The organism is Microbacterium oxydans, from assembly GCF_000956405.1.
Classification (GTDB): domain Bacteria; phylum Actinomycetota; class Actinomycetes; order Actinomycetales; family Microbacteriaceae; genus Microbacterium; species Microbacterium oxydans_C.
The window spans coordinates 61950-75376 of record NZ_JYIV01000029.1; the positions used below are offsets into that span (position 1 = coordinate 61950).

Consider the following 13427-nt stretch of genomic DNA (forward strand, 5'->3'; position numbering starts at 1 on the left):
AAGAAGCCGGCCCGGTCTGCACCGGGCCGGCTTCTTTCGTCTCCGAGGTCTAGGCGTCGATCGACTCGCGCGAGAGCCGGTCGGAGGAGTCGATGATGAACTCGCGGCGGGGAGCCACCTCGTTTCCCATGAGGAGCTCGAACACGCGTCCAGCGGCCTCCGCGTCCTCCATCCGAACCCGACGCAGCAGACGACCCGACCGGTCCATGGTGGTGTTCGCCAGCTGCTCGGCGTCCATCTCTCCGAGGCCCTTGTAGCGCTGGATCGGCTCGTGCCAGCGCTTGCCCGCCTTGCGGAGCTTCGTCAGCAGAGCGTGCATCTCCTGCTCGCTGTAGGTGTAGATCGTCTCGTTCGGCTTCGAGCCCGGATTGATCACGATGATCCGGTGCAGAGGCGGCACGGCGGCGAACACGCGGCCGTGCTCGATCAACGGCCGCATGTAGCGGAAGAACAGAGTCAGCAGCAGGGTGCGGATGTGCGCGCCGTCGACGTCGGCATCGCTCATCAGGATGATCTTGCCGTAGCGGGCCGCGTCGATGTCGAACGTTCGGCCGGATCCTGCACCGATCACCTGGATGATGGACGCGCACTCGGTGTTCGAGAGCATGTCCCCCACGGAGGCCTTCTGCACGTTGAGGATCTTGCCGCGGATCGGCAGCAGCGCCTGGAACTCGCTGTTGCGTGCGTTCTTCGCCGTCCCCAGGGCCGAGTCACCCTCGACGATGAAGAGCTCGCTGCGTTCGACGTCGTTCGTGCGGCAGTCGACGAGCTTGGTCGGGAGCGTCGAGGATTCGAGTGCGTTCTTGCGGCGCTGGGTCTCCTTGTGCGCCCGCGCCGACACGCGCGCCTTCATCTCCGAGACGACCTTGTCGAGCAGCTGAGACGCCTGGATCTTGTCGTCGCGCTTGGTCGAGCCGAAGCGCTCCGCCAGGTCCTTGCGCAGCACCTGAGCCACGATCTGGCGCACCGCGGGCGTGCCGAGGATCTCCTTCGTCTGACCCTCGAACTGTGGTTCGGGGACGTTCACCGTGAGGACTGCCGTCAACCCGGCGAGCACATCGTCCTTCTCCAGCTTGTCGTTGCCGACCTTCAGACGTCGGGAGTTCTGCTCCACCTGCGCGCGGAGCACCTTGAGCAGCTCCTGTTCGAACCCCTGCTGGTGCGTGCCGCCCTTGGGAGTGGAGATGATGTTGACGAACGAACGGATCTTGGTGTCGTAGCCGGTGCCCCAGCGCAGCGCGATGTCGACAGCGCACACCCGCTCGACCTCGGTCGCGACCATGTGTCCATCCGGCTGCAGGACGGGCACCGTCTCCTTGAACGTGCCCTCGCCCTGAATTCGCCAGTTGTCCGTGATGGGCGGGTCGATCGCGAGGTAGTCGACGAACTCGGAGATTCCGCCCTCGTACAGATAGGAGGTCTCGGTGGGGCCGAGCGTGATCGTCTCGCCGTCGGAGTCGGGCACGGGGACGACCTGGCCCGCCGCACGCTCGTCCTTGACCAGGATCTCGAGCCCGGGAACGAGGAAGGCCGTCTGACGAGCGCGGGTCTCGAGCTCGGAGAGCTGGAACGCTGCGTCCTTGGTGAAGATCTGCCGGTCCGCCCAGTAGCGCACCCGCGTGCCCGTCACACCGCGGGGTGCTTTGCCGATGACGCGGAGCTCGCTGTTCTCCTGGAACGGAGTGAACGGCGCATCGGGCCGCTTCTCGCCGGAGTCGGTGAAGATGCCGGGCTCGCCGCGGTGGAACGACATCGCATAGGTCTTGCCCCCGCGATCGACCTCGACGTCGAGACGTTCGGAGAGCGCGTTCACCACGGACGCGCCCACGCCGTGCAGGCCTCCGGAGGCGGCGTACGATCCGCCGCCGAACTTTCCACCGGCGTGCAGCTTCGTGTAGACCACCTCGACACCGGTCAGTCCGGTGCGCGGTTCCACATCGACCGGGATACCACGGCCGCGGTCGTGGACCTCGACGCTGCCGTCGGCGTGCAGGATGATGTCGATCTTCGTGCCGTTGCCGGCGACCGCCTCGTCGACCGAGTTGTCGATGATCTCCCAGAGACAGTGCATGAGTCCGGGCGACCCGTTCGACCCGATGTACATTCCGGGGCGCTTGCGCACGGCCTCGAGGCCTTCAAGCACCTGGAGATGATGGGCGGAGTACTCGGCATTCACAATCTCCGAGTCTAATCTCGCGAGGCCCCGCCGCTCCGCAGACACTCCCCGCGCGAGGGCACTCGGCGGGCCGGGCGTACGCGGTGAGCGAAACACGCCGCAAACCGGGCATGCACACAGGTGGCGCGTGGTTGTATTGACCAAATCGCTCAGCGAAGCCGACACCCGAGGAGGCACCGAGATGAATGCAACGACCGAACGTGACACCTCCATTGTCGAGTTCCGTCTGACCGCCATGGATCGCTGTGATTCATGCGGCGCTCAGGCGTACATCGCCGCTGAGGTGAACGGATCCGAGCTCCTGTTCTGCGCCCACCACGGACGCAAGTACGAAGAGAAGCTCCGCAGCATCGCCACCAGCTGGCACGACGAGACCGCGCGTCTCATCGAGACGGTCTGATCGCTTCGCTGATCCCCACCCGCTGATCCAGATCCGCGGACACCGGGGTCAGCGGACGACGATCAGTCGGCGACGACCCTTCGCACGCGCGGTGTGAGCCGGGTGAGGATCTCTTCTCCCACGGTATCGATCCGCTCCGCAAGGGTCGTCGCCGACTTCTCTCCGTGCGCACCCGCACCGAAGACGACGACCTCTGCCCCCACCTCGGCCCCGGGCCACCCCTCGACGATCGAGGAGGTAGGACCGACGGAGACGAGAGTCCTGGGCCCATCCGGTGTTCCGACCAGGCTTCCGGAGAGCGTCGACGGAAGCCCGTCGAAACTGCCCAGTTCGATCGTCACACGGTCGTCTTCGACCGCGGACACGGTTGCGACGAGGCTCGCCGCCGGGTGGACTCCCTCGAGCTCCGGACCGTCGGCCGACCGGATGCCGTAGCAGAAAGCACCGATACGCGAGACGGTTCCGCGCAGCTCGGGACGCCACCATGATGCCGCGGATGCCGTCAGGTGCAGCGCCCCTGGCACCGCTCCGGACTCGCCGACGATGCGCACCGCATCGCGGAAGGCGGCGTGAGCGATGTCGTCGTCCTCGTCGCTCGCCTCGGCGATGTGGCTCCACACGCCTTCGAGTTCGAGCAGTCCGGCCTGCTCGGCCCGCCGCGCCTGACGGACAGCCGATGCCCAGTCCTCCGGAAGGATGCCGTTGCGGTGCAGGCCCGTGTCGATCTTCAGGTGCACGCGTGCCGCCGCCCCGAGAGCCTCGGCCCGCGCGATGATCCGCCCGAGGTACTCGATGGTCCCGACGCCGAGATCGAGGCGCTGCATCAGTGCATCGTCGATCTCCGTCTCCGTCGAGGTCGCCCAGGCGAAGATCCGGGCGTCGCCGCCCGCGAGTCTGCGGACGGAGAGCCCGGTGCGGATGTCATAGCTGCCGAACCACTCGACCCCCGCCTCGATCGCGGCATCCACCGCCCACGAGAGCCCATGGGCATACGCATCGTCCTTGACCACGAGCATCAATGCGGAGGGCGCGACACGGTCGCGCACGGCCTGGATGTTCGCACGGAAGATGCTGCTGCTCAGGCGCACCTCAGGACGGCTCATGCTTCCCACCCCCGCACGGCATGCGAACCGGCGACGGCGACCAGCTCGGCCGCAGTCATCCCCGTGACGTCCGCCCATCGCGCGACGCCGGGCGCGGCCGGCCCGGAACCACCGAAGTAGGTGACCTCGCTGTCGACATCGACATCTGCGCCCTGGAGATCGACGACGCACACATCCATGGCGACGCGCCCGACGATGGGCATCGCGGTCTCTCGGATCTCCACGGTCGCGTGATTGCCGAGCGCGCGCACGATGCCCTGGGCATAGCCGCCGGTCACAAGTGCGACAGTGGTCTCGCTCGTCGCACGGTACGTGTAGCCGTAGGAGACGGCGTCACCCGGCCGCAGCCGCTTGGTGGAGAGGATCCGTCCGGTCAGTCGCATCACCGGCCGGGACGCGAGCTTCCCGTCCGCATCGGGGAGGCCATAGAGGAGGTTCGCGTCGATGTCGGGTTCGCCGGCGGTGACACCGTGGATCCCCTCGAGCTCCAGTGCCTCGACCTCGCCCTGCGCGTCGACGAGGACGCGCTGGGCGCCGGCCGCGGCCACGACCTGGGCGACGGCGAGCACTCCGTGCCCCCAGGCATCGCGTCGGAGGTCGGCGATCGTTCCCCCCGCCGACACCGCTGCCGAGGCTCCCGCAGCCAACGCCGAGCGGGAGATCATGGCACGTGGCAGGGAGCTGGAAGTCGTCTCACACACGTCCTCCAGCCTAGCTTCCGGCTCCCAGGTCGACCTCGCCCGCCCCCGTAGACTGGTGGAGACCCCGACCCTGGAGCCTCATGTCTCGACTTTCCCTCGCGCCCCGCATCCGCTATCTGATGGGACGTGCTCGCCGCATCGACGTCGGATCGGTGGTGGAACGCGCCAAGGAGGCCTCCGCGCAGCACCACAAGGCGGTGCCGGCGATCGTCGTCGACATGCTGTGGTCGGCTGCGCGTCACAACGTCGGCTTCCAGGACTACATCGACTACGACTTCGCGATGCTCACGAAGGCCGAGCGCGAGACGTACATGACCCATCCGGTCTCGAACCAGCTCTCGCAGCGCTACGACCACCCCGACTACCGCTGGATCTTCCAGGACAAGGTCGAGTTCGACAAGCAGTTCTCCCCGTTCCTGAAGCGCGAGTGGATGGTGGTCGAGGACGGGAACGCCGACGCCGTGCGCGAACTCACCCAGCGCCTCGGCACGATCGTCACCAAAGAGCCGGTGGGACAGGCCGGCACCGGAGTGCACCGCTATCACGCCGCCGACATCGAGGACTGGGACGAGTTCCACCGCGGCCTGCTGGCGCGCGGCGAACTCCTCATCGAGGAGGTGATCCGCCAGCACGATGCGCTGGCTGCCGTTTGCCCCGGCACGGTGAACACCACCCGCATCACCGCATTCTTCGACGGCGAGAAGGCTCACATCCTCGCCATGGCCCAGAAGTTCGGCCGTGGCGCCGTGAGCGACCAGATGACGTTCGGCGGCTTCTACACGATGCTCGACGAGAACGGCCACGCCGTCGGTGCCGGGTACGACTCCCACGGCCACGTCCATGAGACGCACCCGGACTCGGGATTCCGCATCGCCGACTTCCAGCTGCCCTACATGGACGAGGTGCGCGCCTTCATCGATCAGGTCGCGCGAGTCGTACCGCAGGTGCAGTACGTCGGCTGGGACATCGTCGTCTCCCCCGACGGCCCGGTCCTCGTCGAAGGCAACTGGGGTGCCGGCGTCTACGAGAACAAGCCCAGCGTCACCGGGATCCGCACCGGCCACAAGCCCCGCTACCGCGAGGTCATCGGCTTCTGAGACGCAGAGACGAAGAACGCCCCCGGAGAGCTCCGGGGGCGTTCTTCGTATATGGCTCAGACGGCTATGGTTCAGACCTCGCGGACGATGCCGAGGGGCGTCGACTCCAGCCCCTGACCGAGCGGGTTGTCTCCGAGGATCTTGACGAGTCGCTGCTCGCCGGCCTTGTCGAGGGTCGAGCCGAGGATGTTCCCCCCGAGGTCGTTGATGTCGACGACGGCGACTTCAGCTTGACCACCGATCAGCCTCTTCACACGAGCTGCCACGCCATCGGGATCCTTGGGCCCGAGCACCACAGCCTCGTTGTACGGAGGGATCGTGTGCTTGGTGGGACCGTCGATCGCCCGCGCCTTGTCGCCCGCGATGCGGTAGAAGTCGCCTCGACGGCCGAACGCCTTGGTCACGGCTGCGACAGCGGACGCGAACAGGATGCGCGGAGTGCCGCACTCCCGCAAGGCCATCTCCATCGTCTCCGGCATGCCGAGACCGATGCCGTACGGCGTGCGGGTGACGTACTTCGAAAGGAACAGCGCGAGCTTCCGGGGCTTGATCTCGTCGAGACGGTAGGACCGCCCCTGCGTGATGGCCACGATCTTCTCGGTCACGAACAGAAGGTCGCCGGGTTGCACGGCATCCTTCGCGTACTCGGTGATGATCGCGTCCAGGTCGTCCTGGGGCATGACCACACGGGTGCGCAGCGGGATGCGCGCATAACTCTTGCCGTCGACGCTCGTCTCGAGAGCCTTGCCGTCGTTCGCCTGGCTCATTCGAGGTAGTCCCGCAGGGACTGCGAGCGGCTCGGGTGACGCAGCTTCGCCATCGTCTTCGACTCGATCTGGCGGATGCGCTCACGCGTCACCCCGAACGTGTCACCGATCTGGTCGAGCGTCTTCGGCTGACCGTCGCCCAGTCCGAAGCGCATGCGGATCACGCCGGCTTCGCGCTCGGAGAGCGAGTCGAGGAGCTGCTCGAGCTGACGCTGCAGCATCGTGAAGCCCACGGCGTCGGCAGGGACGACTGCTTCGGTGTCCTCGATGAGGTCGCCGAACTCGCTGTCTCCGTCCTCACCGAGCGGGGTGTGCAGGGAGATCGGCTCGCGGCCGTACTTCTGCACCTCGACGACCTTCTCCGGGGTCATGTCGAGCTCACGGCTGAGCTCTTCCGGAGTGGGTTCACGACCGAGATCCTGCAGCATCTGCCGCTGCACGCGGGCGAGCTTGTTGATGACCTCGACCATGTGCACCGGGATGCGGATGGTGCGGGCCTGGTCGGCCATGGCGCGGGTGATGGCCTGACGGATCCACCAGGTGGCGTAGGTCGAGAACTTGAAGCCCTTGGTGTAGTCGAATTTCTCGACCGCGCGGATGAGACCGAGGTTGCCCTCCTGGATCAGATCCAGGAACTGCATGCCACGTCCGGTGTAGCGCTTGGCGAGCGAGACCACGAGGCGGAGGTTCGCGCCGAGCAGGTGGCTCTTGGCGCGCTGACCGTCGCGGGCGACCCACTGCAGGTCGAGTCCGAGCTGGCTCGTCTTTTCGGCCGGGGTCATCGCCGACAGCTTCTCCTCGGCGAAGAGGCCCGCTTCGATTCGCATCGCGAGCTCGACCTCTTCGGCCGCGTTCAGCAGTGCGACCTTTCCGATCTGCTTCAGGTAATCCTTGACCGGGTCGGCCGTCGCGCCGGTGATCTGGGTCGAGTAGACCGGGACCTCTTCATCATCCTTGGAGGAGATGACGATCGCACCGGTCGGCAGCGGCTCGGTGAAGGCCGGCTTCGCGTCCTCGTCCTCGTCCTCCTCCACAGCAGCAGCTGCAGGGGCCTCGTCTTCTTCGACGACGTCCTCGGACTTCTTCTTCTTGACGGGGGCACGCTTCGCGGCAGCACGCTTCGCCGCACTCAGGGGCGCGGGCTTCTCGGGCGCATCGGCCTCGACCGGAGCGTCGGCGGTCGTCTCTTCGGCAGCCTTCTTCGTCCGGGTGTTCTTCGTCGTGGCAGGAGTCACGTTTCGCCTTTCACGGAGCTGCTGTGTAGCCCCGGGACATTTCGGACACTAGTAAGACCCTTGTCAAGTCCAGTGCTCGAAAACACTGATTGACAACGGGTCAGAGTCCTAGTATCGCACACGTGTGGCGTTGCGGACGCATTCCGGCGAACTTCGCATGGATCCGTCGCGAAACGGCTTCAACCGCGTCCGGGCTTGTCCTCGTCGCCGGACGGCCGCGAGGCGAGGTAGCGCTCCAGTTCGGCCGCGAGTTCATCGGCACTGGGGAGATCCCGTTCGCTGAAACCGCCCTCGTCATAGGAGTCGTCGTCCGGGTTACGCCCCGCCATGTAGGCGTCATAGCGGCGCTCGAGATTGTGCACCATCTGCTGCAGCTCGTCGTTGCCGGCGACCTGCTCATCCACGCGTGCCAGGTAGTCCTCGCGGCGCTCCTGGACGGCATCCAGGATGAGGACGAGTCCCGTCGAGGCCATCAGCCGCTCCGCCGCGGCGATGACGGCATCGGGGTTCTCGGTCTCCGCGAGGTAGTGCGGCACGAGCAGCACGAACCCGACCGCCGCGTCCCCGCGCTCGACGAAACGGAACTCGAGGAGGTGGCCGGCCGTCGCGGGAACCTGAGTGCGCGGGCGCCAGACCGAGTGCGCCACGGTCAGGTCACGACGATTGCCGCTGACCGTCGTCCCGATCGGACGGGTGTGCGGAACGGGCATGGCGATCGAGTGCACCCAGTGGACTCCGGAGACCTCGAACTCGGCGGCAAGAGCGAGGACGGTGCTCGCGAAGCGATTCCACGCGAAATCGGGCTCGTAGCCCGCGAGCAGGAGGAAGGGGCGACCGAGCGCGTCGGTCGCGAGAGACAGCTCGAGCCTCGGCGGCTTGAACTCGGTCAGGTGGTCCTGGTCGAAGGAGATCACCGGCCGACGCGCGCGGTAGTCGAGGAGGGCGTCGTTGTCGAACACCACCACGGGCTCAGGCGATGCCGTCTCCCGGAGGTGATCGATCAGGCCGGAGACCGCGCTTCCCGCATCCGTGAAACCGGTCAGAAGCAGCACCAGCGGCAGGCCGTGCGGCACTGTCGGCGCATTCGCGACGCGTTCATGGATCTCACCGGAGAAGGGCATGTGTCCATGCTACGAGCACCTACCGATGCGGGGGCGCGGAGCATCATGCTGAGAGCGAACACGCGCCGAGGCGGCGGACGACCATGGTCTGGCGGAGATCCTAGGATGGAAGCATGACGCTTCCCGTGCTCTCGCACACCACCGATCAGTTCCCCGGAAGCGCTGCAGACGCCGCAGTGCTCATCGTCGCCGCTCTCCCCGATTCGGCGGAGTCGCTGGCTGGCTACCCCGGCCTCGCGGATGCACTCGCCGGCGTCGGGTTCACCGGCTCGGCCGGGTCGTTCACCCGCGTGTACGTCCCCGAGGTCTCGCCATCGCCGTTCGCGGTCGTCGGTGTCGGCGCCTCGCCGGACGCTGCGGCCGTGCGCAATGCGGCAGGCACCGCTCTGCGCTCGCTCACGGGCTTCGAGCACGTCGCGGTGGGTCTCGCCGACGGCCTCGAGTCCTTCGCCGCGGCAGCAGCCGAGGGTGCAATGCTCGGAGGACACAAGTTCGACGGCTACCGCACGGAGAAGGGCAAGGGGCGCGCCACGTCGATCACGCTGCATGCCGCACTCGATGACGACGACGCCGAGTACGCCCAGGTCGCCGGAGACGCGGTCGCGCTCATCAAGGATCTGGTGAACGTCCCCGCAGAGTGGCAGAGCCCGGAGCAGCTCGCGCAGAGCGCGGCCGACAGCGTGGCCGACCTCGACGTCACGGTCGAGATCCTCGACGAGAAGGCTCTCGCCGAGCAGGGATTCGGCGGCATCCTCGGGGTCGGCCAGGGATCGGACCGCCCTCCGCGACTCGTCCGACTCGACTACGCCCCCGCTGACGCCTCACGGCACATCGCCCTGGTCGGCAAGGGGATCACGTTCGACACCGGTGGCCTGTCGTTGAAGCCGGCAGCCTCGATGGTCGGCATGAAGTTCGACATGGCAGGCGCGGCGACCTCTCTCGCCGCCCTCCGCGCCATCGCCACGCTCGGCCTCCCGGTCCACGTCACCGCGTGGCTGTGCATCACCGACAACATGCCGTCCGGCCGCGCGCTCCGTCCGGGTGATGTCATCCGCATCCTCGACGGCACCACGGTCGAGGTCCAGAACACCGACGCCGAGGGTCGACTCGTGCTCGCCGACGGTCTCGTGGCGGCGAGTCGTGAGAACCCGGACGTGATCATCGACGTGGCGACGCTCACCGGCGCCATCGTCGCCGCACTGGGACACCGGCACACCGGCGTCTTCGGCGATGTCGAGACGGTGTCGTCGTTCATGTCCGCGACCGCTCAGGTCGACGAGCCGGCGTGGCACATGCCGCTGCCGGAGTACATGGAGGAGTCGCTCGAGTCCCCCATCGCCGACCTGCAGAACGCGAACATGGGCGACCGGATGGGCGGGGCGTCCTACGCCGGCCTCTTCCTGCGCCGCTTCGTCGGTCGCACCTCGGACGCCGATGACGCTCCGCGCATCCCCTGGGTGCACCTCGACATCGCGGGGTCCGGCGAACACGCCGGCGCCCCGTACGGCTTCACCGAGAAGGGCCCAACGGGGGCTATGGTCCGATCGATCATCGCCTTCGCCGCAGCATCCCACACGGAGGCATGACCTATGACAACCCACACCTTCGACATCGTCGTCCTGGGCGGCGGCAGCGGCGGGTATGCCGCGGCATTGCGAGCGAGTGAGCTCGGCAAGTCGGTCGCACTGATCGAGAAGGACAAGGTCGGCGGCACCTGCCTGCACCGCGGATGCATCCCCACCAAGGCACTCCTGCATGCCGCCGAGGTGGCCGAGCACGTGAGGGATGCGGCCTCGGTCGGAGTGCAGGCGAGCCTGGAGGGCATCGACCCCGCCGGGGTGCGCGCGTACCGCGAAGGCATCGTCGCGAAGAAGTTCAAGGGTCTCGAGGGCCTCGTCAAGGCGCGCGGGATCACCACCGTCGCCGGCCTCGGCCGTCTGAACCCCGACCGCAGCGTCAGCGTCGGCGACGACGTCTACGTGGGAGCTGACGTCGTGCTCGCGACCGGTTCGTACAGCCGCTCTCTCCCCGGCCTGGAGGTCGGCGGGCGAATCCTCACGAGCGAGCAGGCACTCGCCCTCGACGAGATCCCGGAGCGTGTTCTGATCCTCGGCGGCGGCGTGATCGGCGTCGAGTTCGCGAGCGTGTGGCGTTCCTTCGGCTCCGAGGTCACGATCATCGAAGCACTGCCGCACCTGGTCCCGAACGAGGACATCGCCCTCAGCAAGGGCCTGGAGCGCGCGTTCCGTCGACGCGGCATCCAGTACTCCCTCGGCGTCCGTTTCCAGGGTGCGGTGCAGGACGACACGTCCGTCACCGTGACTCTCGAAGACGGCAAGGAGTTCACGGCGGACTACCTCCTGGTGGCCGTCGGGCGCGGGCCTGTCACCGCTGACCTCGGATTCGAGGAAGCCGGTGTGACCCTCGACCGGGGTTTCGTGACAGTCGACGAGAACCTGCGCACGGGCGTACCGGGCCTGTGGGCGGTCGGAGACATCGTGCCAGGGCTGCAGCTCGCACACCGCGGATTCCAGCAGGGCATCGCCGTCGCCGAGCGCATCGCCGGTTTGTCGCCGGTGAACATCCCCGACTCGCAGATCCCCAAGGTCACGTACTCGAGCCCGGAGGTCGCGTCGGTCGGCGTGACCGAAGAGGCAGCGGTCAGCGCGCACGGCGCCGACTCGGTCATCGCCTACGAGTACAACCTGGCCGGCAACGGCAAGAGCGAGATCATCGGAACAGCTGGACTCGTGAAGGTGGTCCGCCTCAAGGACGGCCCCGTCATCGGTGTCCACCTGCTCGGCGACCGCGTCGGCGAGCTCATCACGGAGGGGCAGCTCGCCGTCGCCTGGGAGGCACACCCCGAGGACATCGCCCCCCTGATCCACGCCCATCCGACCCAGAGCGAGGCCCTCGGGGAAGCCTTCCTCGCCCTGGCCGGCAAGCCCCTGCACGCCCTCTGAGCACCAACCGGTGCCCGAGTCACTAAGCTAGACAAGCGTCATACAACTTCTTGAAGGAGACTCAGTCATGAGCACATCCGTCGTCCTCCCCGCTCTCGGCGAGAGCGTCACAGAGGGTACGGTCACCCGCTGGCTCAAGCAGGTGGGAGACACCGTGCAGGCGGACGAGGGCCTGCTCGAGATCTCGACCGACAAGGTCGATACCGAGATCCCCTCCCCCGTCAGCGGCGTGATCGAAGAGATCCTCGTGGCCGAGGACGAGACCGTCGAGGTCGGCGCGCTCCTCGCGCGCATCGGCGACGGCAGCGAAGCGGCTCCGGCCGCAGACGCGCCCGCAGCTGCGGCTCCCGCCGCCGAGTCCGCACCCGCCGAGGCCGCACCCGCCGAGGCCGCACCCGCCGAGGCCGCACCCGCCGATGCCGCCGATGCCGCCCCTGCCGCACCGGCACCGGCTGCCGAAGCACCGGCGCCTGCCGCCGAGGCCGCACCCGCTGGCGACGCCACCGACATCGTTCTCCCCGAGCTGGGCGAGAGCGTCACGGAGGGCACCGTCACGCGTTGGCTCAAGCAGGTCGGTGACAGCATCGCCGTCGACGAGGCTCTGCTGGAGATCTCCACCGACAAGGTCGACACCGAGATCCCGTCGCCGGTCGCCGGCGTACTCCAGGAGATCGTGGCGGGCGAGGACGAGACGGTCGCCGTCGGCGCCGTGCTCGCACGCGTCGGCTCCGGCGCTGCTCCCGCCGCAGAGGCTCCGGCCGCTGCACCCGCAGCCGAAGCCCCGGCCGCACCCACGCCTGAAGCACCGGCCGCCCCTGCCGCACCCGAAGCACCGGCTGCCGCGCCTGCACCCGCAGCTCCCGCTGCGCCGGCCCCTGCCGCTCCCCCGGCACCTGCTGCCGCACCGGCTGCCACGCCCGCCGCACCCAAGCTCGCACTCCCGACGGAGAACGACAACCTCTACGTGACGCCGCTGGTGCGTCGCCTCGCCTCGCAGCAGGGAGTCGACCTGGCTTCCGTCACCGGAACCGGTGTCGGCGGCCGAATCCGCAAGGAGGACGTCCTGAAGGCAGCGGAGACGGCGACGGCTGCGCCCGCTGCCGCGGCCCCTGCCGCTCCGGCGCCGCTCGAGGTCTCGCCGCTGCGCGGCACCACGCAGCCGATGTCGCGTCTGCGCAAGGTCCTCGCGAAGCGTGCCGTCGAGTCGATGCAGCAGACGGCCCAGTTGACCACGGTCGTCGAGGTCGATGTCACCGCGCTGGCCGACTACCGCGACAGCGTGAAGGCTTCGTTCCTCGAGAAGACGGGCGACAAGCTCTCCTTCCTGCCGTTCTTCGCGCTCGCGACCGCGGAAGCCCTGCAGGCTTTCCCGATCGTGAACGCGACCGTCGACGGGGAGAACATCGTCTACCCCGCCAGCGAGAACGTCTCGATCGCCGTCGACACCGAGCGTGGCCTTCTCACGCCGGTACTGCGCGACGCCGCCTCGAAGAACATCGCGCAGATCGCGCACGAGATCGCCGATCTCGCCGCTCGGACCCGCGACAACAAGCTGAAGCCCGATGAGCTGGCCGGCGGAACGTTCACGCTGACCAACACGGGTTCGCGTGGTGCGCTGTTCGACACGCCTGTGGTCTTCCTCCCGCAGTCGGCGATCCTGGGTACCGGTACCGTCGTCAAGCGCCCCGGACTCGTGAAGGTCGGCGGTGCAGATGCGATCGCTGTCCGTTCCTACGTGTACCTCGCGCTCTCCTACGATCACCGGATCATCGACGGCGCTGACGCGGCACGCTTCCTGGGCGCCGTGAAGGCCCGCCTCGAGGCCGCGCAGTTCGCCGCTCAGCTCGGAGCCTGAGCGACAAGA

11 protein-coding genes are annotated in these 13427 nt (G+C 67.8%); 5 read left to right on the forward strand and 6 right to left on the reverse strand.

All coding sequences use genetic code 11. The features are described 5' to 3' along the window. Positions 1 to 49 precede the first annotated feature (49 nt). Positions 50 to 2176, reverse strand: coding sequence for a DNA gyrase/topoisomerase IV subunit B (locus RN51_RS14745; RefSeq protein ID WP_082066612.1), 2127 nt, complete (start codon positions 2174 to 2176; stop codon positions 50 to 52). Between the two features lie 181 nt (positions 2177 to 2357). Here RN51_RS14745 and RN51_RS14750 point away from each other — a divergent pair, with 181 nt between their 5' ends. Beyond that, positions 2358 to 2576: a DUF7455 domain-containing protein gene (locus RN51_RS14750; RefSeq protein WP_045264803.1), complete on the forward strand. Its 219-nt coding sequence runs from the start codon at positions 2358 to 2360 to the stop codon at positions 2574 to 2576. 62 nt (positions 2577 to 2638) lie between these two features. Here the strand turns inward: RN51_RS14750 and RN51_RS14755 are convergent, their stop codons facing one another. Both RN51_RS14755 and RN51_RS14760 read right to left on the reverse strand, forming a co-directional pair. Next, positions 2639 to 3679 carry an alanine racemase gene (locus RN51_RS14755; protein WP_045264804.1) on the reverse strand — a complete coding sequence of 347 codons (1041 nt, stop codon included), beginning with the start codon at positions 3677 to 3679 and terminating at the stop codon, positions 2639 to 2641. Continuing rightward, positions 3676 to 4380 (reverse strand): alanine racemase, encoded by a 705-nt coding sequence (locus tag RN51_RS14760; RefSeq protein ID WP_231579315.1) that lies wholly within the window; start codon positions 4378 to 4380, stop codon positions 3676 to 3678. Before RN51_RS14760 ends, RN51_RS14755 begins: the two co-directional genes overlap by 4 nt. Before the next feature lie 80 nt (positions 4381 to 4460). Between RN51_RS14760 and RN51_RS14765 the strand changes: the two genes are divergently transcribed. Further along, positions 4461 to 5477, forward strand: a complete 1017-nt coding sequence (locus RN51_RS14765) for a sugar-transfer associated ATP-grasp domain-containing protein (RefSeq protein WP_045264806.1) — start codon at positions 4461 to 4463, stop codon at positions 5475 to 5477. 71 nt (positions 5478 to 5548) lie between these two features. On the opposite strand, the gene RN51_RS14770 is transcribed toward RN51_RS14765, so the two are convergent. From RN51_RS14770 to RN51_RS14780, 3 genes are all read right to left on the reverse strand, one after another. After that, positions 5549 to 6244, reverse strand: coding sequence for a coenzyme F420-0:L-glutamate ligase (locus tag RN51_RS14770; RefSeq protein WP_045264807.1), 696 nt, complete (start codon positions 6242 to 6244; stop codon positions 5549 to 5551). Next, positions 6241 to 7479, reverse strand: a complete 1239-nt coding sequence (locus tag RN51_RS14775) for an RNA polymerase sigma factor (RefSeq protein ID WP_045264808.1) — start codon at positions 7477 to 7479, stop codon at positions 6241 to 6243. Before RN51_RS14775 ends, RN51_RS14770 begins: the two co-directional genes overlap by 4 nt. 179 nt (positions 7480 to 7658) lie before the next feature. Next, positions 7659 to 8600 carry a proteasome assembly chaperone family protein gene (locus tag RN51_RS14780; protein ID WP_045264809.1) on the reverse strand — a complete coding sequence of 314 codons (942 nt, stop codon included), beginning with the start codon at positions 8598 to 8600 and terminating at the stop codon, positions 7659 to 7661. Positions 8601 to 8713: 113 nt separating this feature from the next. Here RN51_RS14780 and RN51_RS14785 point away from each other — a divergent pair, with 113 nt between their 5' ends. From RN51_RS14785 to sucB, 3 genes are all read left to right on the forward strand, one after another. Then, complete coding sequence (locus RN51_RS14785; RefSeq protein ID WP_045264810.1) at positions 8714 to 10186, forward strand: leucyl aminopeptidase; 1473 nt, start codon at positions 8714 to 8716, stop codon at positions 10184 to 10186. A gap of 3 nt (positions 10187 to 10189) precedes the next feature. Next, a complete protein-coding gene (lpdA, locus tag RN51_RS14790; RefSeq protein WP_045264811.1) occupies positions 10190 to 11563 on the forward strand; it encodes a dihydrolipoyl dehydrogenase in 1374 nt (457 codons plus the stop codon). Positions 11564 to 11630: 67 nt separating this feature from the next. Continuing rightward, complete coding sequence (gene sucB, locus RN51_RS14795; RefSeq protein WP_045264812.1) at positions 11631 to 13418, forward strand: 2-oxoglutarate dehydrogenase, E2 component, dihydrolipoamide succinyltransferase; 1788 nt, start codon at positions 11631 to 11633, stop codon at positions 13416 to 13418. The last annotated feature ends 9 nt before the right edge of the window (positions 13419 to 13427 follow it).